Origin of the sequence: Frigoribacterium sp. ACAM 257, from assembly GCF_007954365.1 — a bacterium.
Classification (GTDB): Bacteria; Actinomycetota; Actinomycetes; order Actinomycetales; family Microbacteriaceae; genus Frigoribacterium.
The window spans coordinates 187925-203440 of record NZ_VOLO01000003.1 but is presented as its reverse complement, the minus strand read 5'-3'; the positions used below and the strand labels follow the sequence as shown (position 1 = coordinate 203440).

14 protein-coding genes are annotated in these 15516 nt (G+C 74.5%); 3 read left to right on the top strand and 11 right to left on the bottom strand.

Features of this window, described 5'->3' with window-relative positions; translation table 11 throughout:
• Positions 1–13 precede the first annotated feature (13 nt).
• The 7 genes from ES689_RS10800 to ES689_RS10770 are packed head-to-tail and all read right to left on the bottom strand — an operon-like array spanning position 14 to position 8819.
• Entirely contained in the window at positions 14–952 is a 939-nt protein-coding gene (locus tag ES689_RS10800) for an acetamidase/formamidase family protein (protein WP_223269537.1), read from the bottom strand.
• Positions 949–1695, bottom strand: coding sequence for a GntR family transcriptional regulator (locus tag ES689_RS10795; RefSeq protein WP_191330379.1), 747 nt, complete (start codon positions 1693–1695; stop codon positions 949–951). The genes ES689_RS10800 and ES689_RS10795 overlap by 4 nt, the downstream gene beginning before the upstream one ends.
• 60 nt (positions 1696–1755) lie before the next feature.
• A complete protein-coding gene (locus ES689_RS10790; protein ID WP_146904137.1) occupies positions 1756–3471 on the bottom strand; it encodes an ABC transporter ATP-binding protein in 1716 nt (571 codons plus the stop codon).
• Positions 3455–5311, bottom strand: a complete 1857-nt coding sequence (locus tag ES689_RS10785) for a gamma-glutamyltransferase family protein (RefSeq protein WP_146904134.1) — start codon at positions 5309–5311, stop codon at positions 3455–3457. Before ES689_RS10785 ends, ES689_RS10790 begins: the two co-directional genes overlap by 17 nt.
• 5 nt (positions 5312–5316) lie before the next feature.
• Positions 5317–6195: an ABC transporter permease gene (locus tag ES689_RS10780; RefSeq protein ID WP_146904131.1), complete on the bottom strand. Its 879-nt coding sequence runs from the start codon at positions 6193–6195 to the stop codon at positions 5317–5319.
• Positions 6195–7148: an ABC transporter permease gene (locus tag ES689_RS10775; RefSeq protein WP_146904128.1), complete on the bottom strand. Its 954-nt coding sequence runs from the start codon at positions 7146–7148 to the stop codon at positions 6195–6197. The genes ES689_RS10780 and ES689_RS10775 overlap by 1 nt, the downstream gene beginning before the upstream one ends.
• Positions 7149–7151: 3 nt before the next feature.
• Positions 7152–8819 carry an ABC transporter substrate-binding protein gene (locus tag ES689_RS10770; protein WP_146904125.1) on the bottom strand — a complete coding sequence of 556 codons (1668 nt, stop codon included), beginning with the start codon at positions 8817–8819 and terminating at the stop codon, positions 7152–7154.
• A gap of 238 nt (positions 8820–9057) precedes the next feature.
• On the opposite strand from ES689_RS10770, the gene ES689_RS10765 reads away from it, so the two are divergent.
• Positions 9058–9549, top strand: a complete 492-nt coding sequence (locus ES689_RS10765; protein ID WP_146904122.1) for a MarR family winged helix-turn-helix transcriptional regulator — start codon at positions 9058–9060, stop codon at positions 9547–9549.
• Positions 9550–9578: 29 nt separating this feature from the next.
• Here the strand turns inward: ES689_RS10765 and ES689_RS10760 are convergent, their stop codons facing one another.
• The 4 genes from ES689_RS10760 to ES689_RS15900 all read right to left on the bottom strand — a co-directional run bounded on the left by ES689_RS10760 (position 9579) and on the right by ES689_RS15900 (position 13326).
• Complete coding sequence (locus tag ES689_RS10760; RefSeq protein ID WP_146904119.1) at positions 9579–10259, bottom strand: SDR family oxidoreductase; 681 nt, start codon at positions 10257–10259, stop codon at positions 9579–9581.
• Positions 10260–10388: 129 nt separating this feature from the next.
• Positions 10389–11228 carry an ABC transporter ATP-binding protein gene (locus tag ES689_RS10755; protein ID WP_146904116.1) on the bottom strand — a complete coding sequence of 280 codons (840 nt, stop codon included), beginning with the start codon at positions 11226–11228 and terminating at the stop codon, positions 10389–10391.
• Positions 11225–12238 (bottom strand): iron chelate uptake ABC transporter family permease subunit, encoded by a 1014-nt coding sequence (locus ES689_RS10750; protein WP_146904113.1) that lies wholly within the window; start codon positions 12236–12238, stop codon positions 11225–11227. Before ES689_RS10750 ends, ES689_RS10755 begins: the two co-directional genes overlap by 4 nt.
• On the bottom strand, positions 12235–13326 hold the full coding sequence (locus ES689_RS15900) for an iron ABC transporter permease (protein WP_146904110.1): 1092 nt from the start codon (positions 13324–13326) through the stop codon (positions 12235–12237). Before ES689_RS15900 ends, ES689_RS10750 begins: the two co-directional genes overlap by 4 nt.
• 82 nt (positions 13327–13408) lie before the next feature.
• Here ES689_RS15900 and ES689_RS10740 point away from each other — a divergent pair, with 82 nt between their 5' ends.
• Positions 13409–14407 carry an iron-siderophore ABC transporter substrate-binding protein gene (locus tag ES689_RS10740; RefSeq protein WP_146904107.1) on the top strand — a complete coding sequence of 333 codons (999 nt, stop codon included), beginning with the start codon at positions 13409–13411 and terminating at the stop codon, positions 14405–14407.
• A 15-nt stretch (positions 14408–14422) separates the two neighbouring features.
• A complete protein-coding gene (locus tag ES689_RS10735) occupies positions 14423–15331 on the top strand; it encodes a siderophore-interacting protein (protein WP_146904104.1) in 909 nt (302 codons plus the stop codon).
• The last annotated feature ends 185 nt before the right edge of the window (positions 15332–15516 follow it).

Here is a 15516-nt window from a genome sequence, read left to right as displayed (position 1 = left end):
GCGCCGGCCGGTCTCAGAGGCCGAGCGCGCCGGTCGGCAGCAGGGCGTGCACGCCCCACGTCTGGTTCGCCACCTGCGTCACGCGCAGGTCGACGACGGCGCTCGCGAAGGCGAGGGCGGTCGCGCGGTCGACGTCGAGCAGGGCCGCCAGCCACGTCACCATCGCGTCGAGGGCGTCGCCCGTCGCCACGTCGAGGTCGGCGTCGAAGCCGAAGGTGATCCGCCCCGCGGGGGTCTCGGCGTGCACGCTCGGGAGCGGGCGCTCGTCGACCAGCTCGATCCGCACCTCCGTCGTCATCGGGCACTCGATCGCCGTGCCGCCGACCTCGCCGTCGCCCTGGGCCGCGTGGCCGTCGCCGAGGTAGAGGAGAGCGCCGTCGACCTGCACCGGCAGCCACAGAGTCGACCCCGCCACGAGCTCGCGGCAGTCGACGTTGCCGCCCGCCGTCGTGCGCGGCGGCGTGGTGGAGTGCTCGCCGGGCTCGGCGGGTGCGACGCCCGTCACCCCGAGGAACGGCGCGGTCGGCACGGCGAGCCCCCGGCTCTCGGTGGCGACGCCGGCGTCGGCGTCGATCTCCCAGAGCAGCCAGGCGGGCGGGACGTCGGCCAGGCCGAGCCTGGTGGTGACGGGGGTCTCGCGGCCGCCCGCGACCGTCCAGCCCCACTCCCCCGGCCGCAGGTCGACGAACGTCACCCCGAGCATCTGGCCGGGGCGCGCGCCCCGGACGGCGACGGGACCGGTGAGCGCGTGGCCGCGCGCCTCGGCGAACAGGCGCGGCCGCAGCTCGCCGGGCGTCCGCTGGCGCTCGAGATGCCCCGACGCGTCGAGCGAGTCGACGACGAGCTCGTCGCCCGGATCGACGGTCAGCACGGGCGCGTGGTCGCGGGAGTACACGTCGTTCGTCGTCCCGGGACCCGCATCGAGCCGGTGTCGGGTCACGGGGCGGGTCACGCGGCGCCTCCCGCCGTCGGCACGGGCGCCGCGCGCAGCTGCTCGACGACCTCGGCGGGGGCCGTCCGGCCGAGGTACCCGACGCGGGACTCGCGCACGTGCCGACCCATCAGCTCGGCCGCCCGGTCGGCGTCGCCTGCGTCGATGGCGGCCAGGATGACCCGGTGGTCGGGCCAGAGGCGCTTGCCGCGCGAGAACTCGTCGAGGGCGTAGAGCCACTCGATCTTGCGCGACAGCTGGCGCAGGAGCGTCGCGAGCGTCCTGCTGCGGCTCAGCTCGGCGATGCCGATGTGGAACCGCTCGTTCAGGTCGACCAGGCGATCGAGGTCGCCGGCGACCACTGCCGCGTCGCCCTCGTCGAGCAGCTGCTCGAGCGACTGCCGCACCCGGTGCCAGTCGTCGTCCGCGCCGCCGGCTGTGGCTCCGGCTCCGCCGCCCTCGCCGCCCCCTCCGCCGAACCGCGCCCTGGCCCGACCCGCGGCGCGACGAGCGGTCGAGATCTCGAGCGCCTCCCGGACCGCGAAGAGGTCGTCGGCCTCGTCGAACGGGATCTCGGCCACCCGCGACCCGACGTTCGGCCGGGACTCGACGAACCCCTCCGCCTCGAGCCCGCGGAGCGCCTCGCGCACCGGCACCCGGGAGACCCCGTAGCGCTCGGCGAGCGCCGCCTCCGTGATGCGCGTGCCCGGCTGGAGCACCCCCTGCACGATGTCCGCGCGGACGGCGTCGACGACGCTCAGCACGGTCGTGACCCGGAGGAGGCGACAGGACGGGACGGGATGCGACCCGTCCGACGAGGTCGCTCAGACAGCGAGGCTGGCACCGGGGATCGCTCCTAGCAAGTGGTGGGTGTACTCGTCCGTCGGGGCGAGGAAGACGTCGTCGACGCTGCCCCGCTCGACGATGCGACCGCGTCGCATCACCACCACACTATGGGCGATCTGGCGCACCACGGCGAGGTCGTGCGTGATGAACAGGTAGCTGAGCCCGAGGCGGCCCTGCAGCTCGGCGAGCAGCTCGAGGATCTGCTCCTGCACGAGCACGTCGAGGGCCGAGACGGCCTCGTCGCAGATCAGCAGCTCGGGCTCGAGCGCGAGCGCCCTGGCGATGGCCACCCGCTGGCGCTGACCGCCCGACAGCTCGTTCGGCCTGCTCTGGGCGACCGATCGCGGCAGCGCCACCTGGTCGAGCAGCTCCGCGACCCGCGCACGGCGGCCGGCGCGGTCGCCGACCCCGAAGATGCGCAGGGGCTCGTCGATCAGCCGCTCGACGCTGTAGGTGGGGTCGAGCGAGCCGTACGGGTCCTGGAAGACCGGCTGCACGCGGCGGCGCAGGGCGCGGCGGGCGGCGCCGCGGCTGGCGGTGATGCCCTCGCCGTCGATGAGGGCGGAGCCCGACGTGGCCGGTTCGATCCCCAGCACGATCCGGGACAGCGTCGTCTTCCCCGAGCCCGACTCGCCGACGACCGCGGTGGTCGTGCCGCGTGGGACCTCGAACGAGATGCCGTCGACCGCCCGCACGGTCTCGCCCCGACGGCCTCGGAGGCGGTACTCCTTCACGAGGTCGGTCACGACCAGGATCGGGTCGGCCCGCACCTCCTCGGCCCCCTGCTGCCCGTCGCCGACGGGCTCCTCGGCCCGCAGCGCCGCGGCGGCGGCCACGGTCGGCGCCGCGGCGACCAGGCGCTTCGTGTACTCGTGCTGCGGGTCGAGCAGGATCTGCCGCGGCGTGCCCTGCTCGACGACGCGCCCGTCGAGCATGACGACGATGCGGTCGGTCCGGTCGGCCGCGACGCCGAGGTCGTGCGTGATGAAGAGCAGCGACGTGCCGTGAGCGTCGACCAGCGTCTGCAGGTGGTCGAGGATCTGCCGCTGCACCGTCACGTCGAGAGCGCTGGTCGGCTCGTCGGCGATGAGCAGCTCGGGGTCGCGGGCGAGGGCCACGGCGATCAGCACGCGCTGGCGCATGCCGCCGGAGAACTCGTGCGGGTACTGACCCGCCCGCCGGTCGGCCTCGGGGATGCCGGCCTCGGTCATCAGCTCGACGACGCGTCGGCCGACGGCGGCCCGGCCGCGCGCCCCGCCCGCGCGCAGGGCGTCCGCGATCTGCGCCCCGACGGTCATCGAGGGGTTGAGGTTCGTCGACGGGTCCTGCGGTACGAGGCCGATTCGGGCGCCGCGCACCGAGCGCATCCGCGCCTCCCCGGCCCCCGTCAGCTCGTCGCCGCCCAGGTGCACCGTGCCGCCCGTGACGTGCCCGGCGCCGGGCAGCAGCTGCAGCACGGCCGCGACGACCGTCGACTTGCCCGAGCCGGACTGGCCGACGATCGCGACGCGTTCGCCGCGCGCCACGTCGAGGTCGACCCCGTGCACGACGTCGCGGTCGCCGAACGCGACCCGCAGGCCGCGGACGGCGAGCAGGGGCGCGGCAGCCGGGCTCGAGCTGCTGGTGCTGGTGCTGGTGCTGGCGCTCACGGTCGCCGTCGTGTTCGTGGTCGGCGTCTCAGCGTCCTGCGGCATAGGCCTGTGCTCCTCGGGGGTTGGCGGCGGCGCCCAGCACGCCGGTCTCGGGGTCTCGGGTGACGCTCGACAGCCGGCCGAGCGACCAGTCTCCCGAGCGGGTGACGACGTGGCCACGGGCCTCGAGGCCGGCGATGAGCTCGTCGCCGAGGCGGTCCTCGACGACGACGCCGCCCGGAGTCCAGGTGCGCGGCCAGAACGAGCCGGGGAACGACGTCGTGTGCAGGGCCGGGGCGTCGATCGCCTGCTGCGGGGTCCAGCCGCCGACGATCGTGCGCAGCAGGTAGAGGAGCTGCCACTGGTCCTGCTGGTCCCCGCCGGGCGAGCCGAGGGCGACCAGCGGCCGGCCGTCGCGCAGCACCAGCGTCGGCGTCAGGGTGGTGCGAGGGCGACGACCGGGCTCGAGCGTCGAGGCGGTGCCCTCCTCGAGCCAGCTCATCTGGAGGCGGCTGCCGAGGCAGAAGCCGAGCTCGGGGATCGTCGGCGACGACTGCAGCCAGCCGCCCGAGGGCGTCGCCGAGACGACGTTGCCCCAGCGGTCGACCACGTCGATGTGGCAGGTGTCGCCACGGGTCTCGCCGGTCGGCGCGACGTCGGGCTCGGCACCCGGCTGACGGGCGTCGTCGACCGGCACGGCGGCGGAGAACGAGCCGACGGTGGGCTCCCCCACGCCGGCGCCGGGGCCGGCCACCTCGTCGTCGGTGCGGAGCGTCGGGAGGCGGCCCGCGCCTCCTGCGCCCCCGGCCTCGCCCGGACGCAGCTCGTGCGACGCGGTCGACCCGATCAGCGCGCGGCGCTCGGCGGCGTACTCCGCCGACAGCAGGCGGTCGAGGGGCACGTCGCCGTCGCCGTACCAGGCCTCGCGGTCGGCCATGGCGAGCTTCAGCGCCTCGACGATCGTGTGCGCGCCCTCGACGGTCGAGGGGTCGAGCAGCTCGTCGGGCAGCGGATCGAGCATCGCCAGCACCTGCAGCAGGGCCGGGCCCTGCCCCCAGGCGCCGGTCTTCGCGACGACGTGGCCGCGGAACTCGACGGTCGTCGCCTCCTCGGTCGAGGCGCGGAACGCCGCCAGGTCGGAGGCGCGGATCACGCCCGCGTGGTCGCCTCCCGTCGAGTGCCGGTGCGGCGTCCGCACGAAGGCGTCGATCGAGGTCGCGACGAGGCCCTCGGCCCACTCGGTGCGCGCGGCGTCGACACGGGCACGGCGGTCCGCGCCCCCCGCGGCCACGAGCCTGTCGAGCACCCGTGCGTACGCCTCGTTCACGACCATCTCGCCGGGGGCCGGCGGGGCGCCGTCGACGAGCCACCGGTCGGCCGAGGTGGGCCAGTGCTCGGCGAACAGCCCGGCGACCGCGCCGATCGTCTCGGTCACCCGCGCGGTGATCGGGTGCCCGTCCCGGGCGTAGCCGATCGCGTAGGCGAGCACATCGGCGAGCTCCCAGGTGCCGTGGTCGCGGAGCAGGAGCAGCCACGCGTCGACCGCGCCGGGCACGGCCGCGGCGAGGGCGCCCGATCCCGGGACGAGGTCGAGTCCCTCGGTGCGGTAGTGCTCGACCGTCGCGCCGGCGGGGGCCGGCCCCTGCCCCATCAGGACGACGGGTCGGCCCGGCTCGTCGGCCGTCGCGAACACCGCCGTCATGTCGCCGCCCGGCCCGTTGAGGTGCGGCTCGACGACGTGCAGCACGAACGCGCCGGCGACCGCCGCGTCGAACGCGTTGCCGCCGCGCTCGAGCACCGACTGGGCCGAGGCCGTCGCGAGCCAGTGCGTCGAGGCGGTCATGCCGAAGGTGCCGCGCAGGTCGGGCCGGGTGGTGAACGCGGGAGGTGCGGTGTAGGTCACGAGGATCAGGTCCGTTCGCGGGAGGTCGGGTCGAGGGCGTCGCGGAGCGCGTCGCCGACGAGGTTGAAGCCGAGGCAGATGACGGCGATGGCGAGGCCCGGGACGACGGCGGCGAACGGGGCGTTCGAGAGATACTGCTGCGCGTCGGAGAGCATGATGCCCAGACTGGCCGTCGGCGGCTGGATGCCGAGCCCCAGGAACGACAGCAGCGCCTCCCCGATGACCGCGACCGGCATGATGACCGTCGCCTGGACGATGATCGCCGAGACGCAGTTCGGCAGCACGTGGGCGAAGATCACCCGCAGCCCGGTCGCGTCCATGGTGCGGGCGCTCAGCACGAAGTCGGTCGAGCGGATGCGCATCGTCTCGCCGCGCACCACGCGGATCATGGTGGGGATCTGCGCGATGCCGAGCGCGACCACCGCGTTGCCGAGGCTCGGCCCGCTGATGGCGGCGAGCGCCACGGCGATGATGAGGAACGGGAACGCGAGCATCACGTCGGTCAGGCGCGACACGATCGCGTCGAGCCAGCGCCAGTAGCCGGCGATCAGCCCGAGCGGGGTGCCGACGACGACGGCCAGCACGACGCTGAGCACGCCGACGACGAGCGAGACGCGGATGCCGTAGACCGTGCGCGAGAGGATGTCGCGGCCGAGGTCGTCGGTGCCGAGCAGGTACCCGATCGTGCCGGGCAGCTGGAACGGGGCGTCGAAGTGCACCTCGGCCGGGCCGTACGGCGCGATGAGCGGGGCGGCGATCCCCGCGACGAGGACGACGAGCAGCATCACGCCGCCGGTCACGCCGAGCTTGTTGCGGCGCAGCTGGCCCCAGACGCGGCCCCGGTCGGAGCCGAGCTCGTGGGAGGGGGGCACGAGGACGGTCATCAGGAGGCTCCTCCGACTCGGATGCGCGGGTTGAGGACGCTGTAGAGCACGTCGACGACGAGGTTGATCAGGATGTAGCCGAGCGTGATGACGAGCACGACGGCCTGGACGACCGGGTAGTCGCGGGTGAAGACCGCGTCGAGGGTGAGCTTGCCGAAGCCCGGCAGGGCGAAGATGCGCTCGGTCACGACGGCGCCCGAGATCAGCCCTCCGAGCTGCAGGCCGACGATCGTCACGACGACGATCATCGAGTTGCGGAGCCCGTAGCGGAGCAGCACGCGGCCCCGCCCGAGGCCCTTGGCGCGGGCCGTGCGGACGTAGTCCGTCGTCATCGTCTCGATCATCGAGGCCCGCGTCTGCCGCATGATCACGGCGGCGAGGGAGGTGCCGAGGATGAGCGCCGGCAGGGTCAGGTGCACGAGCGCCTGCCACGGGTCCTCGGTGACGGGGACGTACCCGGAGGCAGGGAAGATCCCCAGCCCGACGGCCAGCCACAGGATGGCGAGGATGCCGAGCCAGAAGTTCGGCACGCTCAGGCCGACGAGGGCGGCGGCGTTGGCCATCCACTCGGGCCAGCGGCCGCGCCAGCGCTCGGCGACGACGCCCAGGGCGACGCCGACGAGCACGGCCACGACGATGGCGTAGAGCGCCAGCCACAGGGTGACCGGCAGGGTCGCGCCGATGAGGTCGGCGACGGGGGTGCCGGTCCGGGTGGACTGGCCGAGGTCGCCCCGGAGGAACGCCGCGACGAAGCGGAGGTACTGCACGACGAGCGGGTCGTCGAGCCCGAGGTCGGCGCGGATGGCCGCGACCTGCTGCGGGCTGGCCTCCTCACCCGCCAGGGCGAGGGCAGGGTCGCCCGGCAGCTGCCGGACGCCGACGAAGACCACGACGGAGGCGAGCACGAGCGTCACCGCCGACTGCCACAGGCGGGTGAGGAGGTAGCGCGCCATGGCTCAGTCGGCCTCGACGAAGGCGGCGGTGCTGAGGCGCACGACGCCGTCGGCGAAGGTGGAGACGCCGGCGATGTCGTTCGACAGCGCGGTGAGGCTGCGCACGCGGTACAGGTAGATGATCGGCGAGTCCTCCTGCACCTTCTCGACGACCTGGCCGTAGAGCTCCGCCCGCTCGTCGACGTCGGTCGTCGAGGCGGCGTCGCTGAGCAGCTCGTCCACCTCGTCGTCGCCGTAGCCGCTGTAGTTGTTGCCGGCGCCGGTCGACAGGAAGTTGACCATGTTGCCGTTCGGGTCGATGCGGCCCGACCAGCCGAGCTGCAGCGCCTCGAAGTCGCCCTCGGTCTGCACGTCGAGCAGGGTCGAGTACTCGACGGGGGTGATGGTCAGCTCGAAGCCGCCCTCGGCGACCTGGGCCTGCAGCGCCTGGGCGAAGCGCACGGTGTCCGGGTTGTTGCTCACCTGCATGTCGATCGCGAGGGGCGTCTCGACGCCCTCGTCCTCGAGCATCTGCAGCGCCGCCTCCGGGTCGTAGTCGGGGCAGGCGTCGCTCGCGTCGGTGGCGAAGGGGCTGCTCGGCGAGATCGGCGAGCAGGCCGGGTCGTAGAGGCCGCCGAAGACGGTCTTCACGAGCGCCTCGCGGTCGATCGACATCGACAGCGCCTGGCGCACCGCGGCGTTGCTCGCGAGCGGGCCGTCGAGCTGCACGGGCTCGGTTCCGATGCCGTCCTGGTTGCCGATGTTGACCGTGAGGCCCTGGTAGCCGAGGGAGCCGACCTCGAGCACGGTGAGCGAGTCGTCCTCCTTCAGCGTGCCGACGTCCTGCGTCGACATCGAGTCGGCGACCTGCACGTCGCCCGACTGGAGGTTCGCCGCACGGATGCTCGCGTCGGTGATGATGCGGTACGTGATCGTGTCGAAGTGGGCCGACTCGGCGTCGTAGTAGAGCGGGTCGCGCTCGACGGTGATCGAGGTCTGCGGCACGCGCTCGACGAACTTGTACGGGCCGACGCAGACGGGGGCGTCGCCGAACGCGTCGCCGGCCGAGGCGAGCGCCGTGGGCGACATGACCATGCCCGCACGGTCGGCCAGGGCCGCGGTCAGCGGGGCGAACGGCTCGGAGTAGGTGACCTCGACGGTCTCGTCGTCGACCGCCGAGATGCCGGTGATCGGGCCGAGCTCGCTGCGGCGCGACGAGTCGTCCTTGTCGAGGCCGCGCTGCAGGGTGGTGACGACCGCCTCCGCGTCGAGCGGGGTGCCGTCGGCGAACACGGCGTCGGTGCGCACCGGGAACGTGACGGTGAGCCCGTCCTCGCTCACGTCGGGCAGTTCGGTCGCGAGCATCGGCACGATGGCGCCGTCAGCGTCGATGTCGTAGAGCTTCTGGCACATCGTCTCCATCACGTAGCGCGTGTAGAGGGACGAGGAGGTGGTGGGGTCGAGCCGGTCGGGCTCCGCCGAGAGCGCCATGACGAGGTCGCCGCCCTCGACGATCGCCTTGTCGCCGATCGGGGCGGTCGAGACGTCCTCGCGGCTGCTCGTGGCGGCGGTGTCGGCCGTCTGGACCTGCTGGCACCCGGTCGCGACGAGGACGATGCCGAGGGCTGCGGCCGGCAGCGTGAGCGCGCGACGCCGGGCGGCTGATCGCGGGGAGAGCGAGGTCGAGGGCATGTGTGATCCGATGCTCGGGGTGCGGGAGGGAGTGGATTGAATGCAATCAGGCCCGACGGCGCGCTCTTGTATACAACTTGTTACGGGTGTGTAAAACGTGCCCCGGACGAGGGGGCTGCGGCGGTCGGGCCGGCGGGCGTGGCCGGACGGCGTCGCCGGCTCTGCGGGGCGGCGTCGAGGCGACCCGCACCTTCGAGGGGCATGATCGGACGTGCCCCCTGCCCGAGAGGACTGCTGCGTGAACACCAACGACGAGGTCGACCTGATCATCGACGCCTGGGCGCGCGTGCGACCCGACATCGACTTCGCAGCGCTCGACGTCTTCTCACGACTTCGCCGGATCTCCCGCCGGCTCGACCGCGTGCGCGCCGAGGCGTTCCGGCGCTCCGGCCTCGAGATCTGGGAGTTCGACGTGCTGTCGACCCTGCGCCGGGCGGGCGATCCCTTCGAGCTCAGCCCCAAGGACCTCGTCACGGCCACCATGGTCACGAGCGGCACGATGACGAACCGGCTCGACCGCCTCGTCGAGCGGAGCCTCGTCGAGCGGCGCGCCGACCCGCGCGACGGGCGTGCCGCGCTGATCCGCATCACGGAGACGGGCGTCGAGCTCGTCGACCAGGCCATGCTCGACCTGCTCGAGGCCGAGCACTCGCCGCTCGGGTCGCTCACGCGTCAGCAGCGCGACCAACTGGCCGACCTGCTGCGCGAGCTCGGCACCGGCTTCGCCTGATCCCCGACGGACCAGCCCCGACGCCGCGGTCAGAAGCTGGTGCTGGGCAGGTCCTTCTCGCCGTCGACGATCGCCCGGACGATCCGCGCCGCGACGGCGTCGGGGTCGAGCCCGTTCGGGAAGCTCGGCGCCTCGCCGGTGATCGGGCGCGTCGCGAGCCCGGTCTCCGTGTGCCCGGGACGCGCGTCCACGAGGCGGACGCCGCGCCTCCTGAACTCGCGGGAGGCGGCGCTCACCCAGGCCGCGAGGCCCGCCTTGGCCGCGGAGTACGCGGCCATGCCCGCGGTCGGCGACTCGGCGACGACCCCGCTGATCGTGACGGCGAACGGCTCGCGGCCCGCGGCGGCGGACGCGGCGAGCGCCTCCGACGCGTCGCGGAGCAGCCGGACGGGCGCCAGCAGGTTCGTCTGGACCAGCTCCTCGAGCGCCTCGTCGCTGACGGCGTCCGCGGGCCCGAAGCCGACCACGCCCGCCGCGACCACGATGCCGTCGAGTCGACCGTGGGCCTGGAGCGCCGCGGCGACGAGCGAGGCTCCGCCGCCCGGCTCGCGGAGGTCGGCGACGTAGGCGTCGGGCCCGGTCAACGCGCCTCCGGCGCGGCCGGCGCGCACGACGACGGCTCCCTGGTCGGACAGCTGTGCGGCGATCCGGGAGCCGAGGCCGCCCGACGCCCCGGCGACGAGCACGACGGCTCCCTGCAGATCGGTCATGCCCGGAGCGTACGCGCGGCTCCCGCGCACCCGCCCGGCGGCACCACCCGACCGCCAGGAGACGCGGAAGCGACAAGACGACGCAGGACGCCGCGCCGCCTTGTCGCTGTCGCGGAGGTTTCTCGCGCCTCAGCGCCGCCGGCGCGGCACGACGAGGGGCGTCCCGGTCACGGGGTCGGGCACCACGAGGCACGGCAGGTCGAAGACGCTCTCGACCAGCTCGGCCGTGAGCACGTCGGCCGGCGCGCCCGTCGTGACCACCTCGCCGTCGCGCATCACGATCAGGTCGGTCGCGTAGCGCGCGGCCTGGGCGAGGTCGTGCAGCACGGCGACGACGGTCGTCCCCTGCTCGTGCAGGCGGGCGAAGAGGTCGAGCAGGTCGTACTGGTGGGCCACGTCGAGGTACGTGGTGGGCTCGTCCAGCAACAGCACCGACGTCTGCTGCGCCAGCGCCATGGCCACCCACACGCGCTGTCGCTGACCGCCCGACAGCTCGTCGACCGGCACCTCGGCCAGGTCGACGAGGTCCGTCTCGGCGAGCGCGGCGGCGACGGCCGAGCGGTCGGCGTCCGACCACTGCCGGAACATGCCCTGGTGCGGGTACCGGCCCCGCGACACGAGCTCTGCCACGGTGATGCCCTCGGGGGCCGTCGACGACTGGGGCAGCAGGCCCACGGTGCGTGCTGCCTCCTTGGCGGGGACCCCCGCGAGGTCGCGCCCGTCGAGCAGCACGGCTCCGGACCGAGGGGCGAGGAGGCGCGAGAAGGCCCGCAGGAGGGTCGACTTGCCACAGGCGTTCGGCCCGACGATCACGGTGAAAGAGCCGTCGCGGACCTCGGCGTCGATCGACCGCGAGACGGTGCGGCGGTCGTACGCGAGGTGAGCGCCGCGAGCGGCGAGACGCGGCGTGGCGGCGCCGGCCGCGGCGGCGCCGGGCGTGAGCGGGTCGGGCGTGACGGGATCGGTCACCGGGTCCTCCGGGATTCTGCGACGAGCAGGCTGATCAGGTAGGCGCCGCCGATCACGAGCGTGACGAGGCCGACGGGCACGGGCGTGGCGGTGACGTGCTGGGCGACGACGTCCGCGACGAGCAGCAGCAGGCCCCCGACCAGGGCGGCACCGAGCAGGGGGACCCCGGCCGAGCGCACCACCCGACGGGCGAGCTGGGGAGCGGCGAGCGCGACGAAGATGATCGGCCCCGTGCTGGCCGTGACGACCGCGGTGAGCGCGACGGCGACCACGACGAGGGCGAGACGCGTGCCCTCGGCGCGGAGGCCGTGGGCACGGGCCGCGTCGTCGCCGAGCTCGAGCTGACGGAGGGGCCGTGCCAGGCCGGCGACGAGCACGGCCAGCAGCGCGATCAGCACGCCGGCCGGCAGCAGCTCTGACCAGCCGACGAGGGCGAGCGACCCGGCGCCCCAGAACGACGCGGACAGGGCGACCTCGGCCTGGGCCCGCAGCAGCAGCCAGCTGTTCACGGAGTGCAGCAGGGCGGTGACGGCGATGCCGACGATGATCAGCCGCAGCCCGTGCACGCCCTTGCGCCAGGCGAGCAGGTACACGACGAGCGCCGTCGCGAGGCCGCCGGCCAGCGCGCCGAGCGCCGTGCCGATCGCCGAGGCGGCGCCCGACGTGATCACGAGGATCGCGCCCGTGTACGCCCCGGTCGAGAAGCCGATCACGTCGGGCGAGCCGAGGGGGTTTCGCGTCAGCGACTGGAACACCGCCCCGGAGGCGCCCAGCGCGGCCCCGAACACCAGCGCGGCGAGCACGCGGGGCAGCCGCCACTGCAGCACGATCGTCGAGGCGAAGCCGTCGCCTCCGAGCAGGGCTCGCAGCACCTCGGGCGGGCTGAGCGGGTAGTCGCCGAGGCCGAGCGCGAGCACCGCGACCACCACGGCGGCGACGGCGAGGGAAGTGGTGGCGACGGCTCGGCGTCCGCGGGGCCGGAGACGGCGCCGGAGGTCGAGGCCGCTCACCGGGCGCCGCCCTGGAGGCGGCGGGCCACGACGATCAGCACCGGCGCCCCGATCGCCGCGGTGACGAGACCGGCGGCGAGCTCGCCCGGAGGCGCGACGACCCGCCCCAGCACGTCGGCCAGCAGCAGCAGCACCGGTCCCAGCAGGGCGCTGAGCCCGATCGTCCACGGCTGGCTGGCGCCGACGACGCCGCGGGCGGCGTGCGCGACCATCAGCCCCAGGAACGCGATCGGCCCGACCACGGCCGTCGCGCCTCCTGCCAGGAGGGTCACGACGACCAGGGCGGCCACGCGCACGAGGGGCACCGAGACGCCCACGGACGAGGCGTGGTCGTCGCCGAGGGCCACCGCGTCGAGCGGACGCGAGACCAGCAGCGCGAGGACGATGCCGACCACGACGAAGGGGGCGACGGTCGCGACGGGCCCCCAGCCGCGGTCGGCCAGCGAGCCGACCTCCCAGGCGCGGACGGCGTCGAACCGGCGCGGGTCGGCGAGGACGACGGAGGAGGTGATCCCGCTCAGCACGGCCCCCAGGGCGATGCCCGACAGCGTGAGCCGCGCGGGGCTGCCGCCGGACCTGCCGGCTCCCCCGATCAGCGAGACCGTGACCGCGGCGAGGGCCGCGCCGACGAACGAGAACCAGATCCAGCCGCTCGCGGCCGTGACCCCGGCGAAGCCGACGGCGATCGACACCGCGAACGCGCTGCCCGCCGTGACGCCGAGGATGCCGGGGTCGGCGAGGGGGTTGCGGGTGACGGCCTGCACGACGGCACCCGCGACCCCGAGGCCGGCCCCGGCCACGAGCGCGGCGGCGGTGCGCGGCAGTCGGAGGTCGAGCACGGCGGCGACGTCGGCGGGCTCGACGCCTGCCGGCGCCGCGGCACCGGCACCGGCACCGGCACCGGGCAGCAGGCTGCGGAGGACCTGGACGACGTCGACGAGCGCGACGGGCCGGGCCCCGACGGCGAGGCTGAGGAGGAGGGCGACCGCGAGCAGGACCAGCGCGACGACGAGCCCCGCGATCCTCCGGCGGGTCCGGGCGGCGGCCCTCGGGGCCCGGACGGCGCCGGGCGGGGTGGTGGTCGCCATGCAGATGAGCTTAGGCTAACCTCACCTGGGTCTCGCCTCGATGCGAGCCAGCTCCCTGCCCCCGAGTCCCGAGGACACCCCCATGCGCTCCCCCGTCACCCTCGTCGCCGTCCTGGCCGCCTCCTCCCTCGCCCTCGTCGGCTGCTCTGCCGGCGCCTCCGACGACTCGGCCACCAGCGGCCCGAGCGTCGCTGCCGGCACGTTCCCCGTGAGCGTCGACACCAAGTTCGGCGAGGTCACGATCGACGAGCAGCCGCAGCGCGTCGTCGCCCTCGGCTGGGGCGACGCCGAGACCGCGCTCGCCCTCGGCGTGCAGCCGGTCGGCGCCTCCGACTGGCTGGCCTTCGGCGACGAGGCCGACGGCGTCGGCCCCTGGGCCCAGGGCCTGTACGACCAGTCGCCCGAGATCATCGGCACCCTCGAGCCCTCCTACGAGGCGATCGCGGCCCTCGAGCCCGACCTCATCCTCGACACCAAGGGCTCCGGCGACCAGGACCGGTACGACCGCCTCTCGAGCATCGCGCCGACCGTGGGCGTGCCCGAGGGCGGCGACAACTACCTGACCGACTTCGAGGACCAGCTCGACCTAGTGTCGACCGCCCTCGGCCTCGAGGACGAGGGCGACCGACTGGCCGACGAGGGCGAGGCGGCCGTCGAGGCCATCGCCGAGGCGCACCCCGAGTGGGACGGCCTGACCGTCACCGCCGCCACGAAGACCAGCGAGGGCTGGGGCGCCTACGTCGAGGGCAGCGAGCGCGTCGACCTGCTCGAGGAGCTCGGCTTCGAGCAGAACCCGGCGATCGCGGCACTGACGCCGAACTCGGGCGGGTTCTCGGTGACGATCTCGTCCGAGCAGCTCGACGTGATCGACGCGGACGTGATCGTCGCGTTCCCGATCTACATCGACACGACCGAGATCACCGACGACCCGCAGTGGACGGCGTTGCCCGCCGTCCAGGCCGGCCACGACCTCGTCATCGACGGCGACGTCTCGGCCGCCTACTCGCTGAGCAGCGCGCTCTCGCGCCAGTACGCCCTCGACCAGCTCGTGCCGCTGCTCGAGACCGCGACGCAGAGCTGACCTGAGGAGTCCCGCGTGACCGACGCCGCCGCCTCCTCGGCACCCGCCGCCGCCGCGCCTGTCGCTCCCGTCGCGCCTGGCGTCCGGCCCGCCCGGCCGGTGCGCGCCCAGCACGTCTTCGTGGTCGAGCGGACCGAGCGCCTCTCGCCGCACCTCGTGCGGGTGCACCTCGGCGGCGAGGCGTTCGACGGGTTCGTCGAGGCCGGGGCCGACCAGCTGACGGCCACCGACCGCTACGTCAAGCTGCTGCTCCCCCCGCGCCCGGGACTCGGGCTGCAGCCGCCCTTCGACCTCGACGAGCTCCGTGCTCGCCTCGAGCCCGACGAGCTGCCGGTGCGACGGACGTACACGATCCGCTCGGTGGACCCCGCCGCGCGGACGATCGCCGTCGACTTCGTCGTGCACGGCGACGAGGGCGTCGCGGGGCCGTGGGCGCTCGCGGCACGGCCCGGCGACCTGCTGCAGCTGTCGAGCCCGGGCGGGCTCTGGTCGCCGTCCGACGACCCCGCCGTGCCCGACCTGCTGCTCGGCGACGACTCGGCGGTGCCGGCGATCGCCTCTGCGCTCGAGTCGATGGCTGCCGACGCCCGTGGGCTGGCGCTGATCGAGGTCGAGGGGCCCGACGACGAACTCGAGCTCGCGCGGCCAGAGGGGGTCGAGCTCCGCTGGCTGCACCGCGACGGTGCTCGTCCGGGCAGAGTGCTGGTGGCGGCCCTGCGCGGCCTCGAGCCGCCGACGTCGCCGCTGCGGGTCTTCGCCCACGGCGAGCGAGGGGCCATGAAGGAGGCGCGGGTCGTCCTGCACGACACCTGGGGCGTCGACCGGTCGTCGCTGTCGCTCAGCGCCTACTGGGCGCTCGGTCGCGTCGAGGACGCGTTCCAGGCCGAGAAGCGCGAGCCCGTCGGGGCGCTCTTCGCCGACTGACGTCGGCCTCGACACCCTGCGGAACCGCCGAGACCCTCCTGCGCGCAGGAGGGTCTCGGCGGTTCTCGGGGGTCTCGACGCCACACGAGCGCAGCGGGGTCCTAGTGCGTGGCGGGCTCGCGCAGCACGCGACGGACGAGGTCGACGAGCGCCTCGGGCGGCAGCGCCGCCAGCTCGGCGGCGGT

What these genes read in the sequence shown, in the direction of transcription:
- ES689_RS10770 (WP_146904125.1), bottom strand. Translation starts at nt 8,819, where the DNA reads ATGCCCTCGACCTCGCTCTCCCCGCGATCAGCCGCCCGGCGTCGCGCG.
- ES689_RS10775 (WP_146904128.1), bottom strand. Translation starts at nt 7,148, where the DNA reads ATGGCGCGCTACCTCCTCACCCGCCTGTGGCAGTCGGCGGTGACGCTC.
- ES689_RS10760 (WP_146904119.1), bottom strand. Translation starts at nt 10,259, where the DNA reads ATGACCGATCTGCAGGGAGCCGTCGTGCTCGTCGCCGGGGCGTCGGGC.
- ES689_RS10740 (WP_146904107.1), top strand. Translation starts at nt 13,409, where the DNA reads ATGCGCTCCCCCGTCACCCTCGTCGCCGTCCTGGCCGCCTCCTCCCTC.
- ES689_RS15900 (WP_146904110.1), bottom strand. Translation starts at nt 13,326, where the DNA reads ATGGCGACCACCACCCCGCCCGGCGCCGTCCGGGCCCCGAGGGCCGCC.
- ES689_RS10780 (WP_146904131.1), bottom strand. Translation starts at nt 6,195, where the DNA reads ATGACCGTCCTCGTGCCCCCCTCCCACGAGCTCGGCTCCGACCGGGGC.
- ES689_RS10790 (WP_146904137.1), bottom strand. Translation starts at nt 3,471, where the DNA reads ATGCCGCAGGACGCTGAGACGCCGACCACGAACACGACGGCGACCGTG.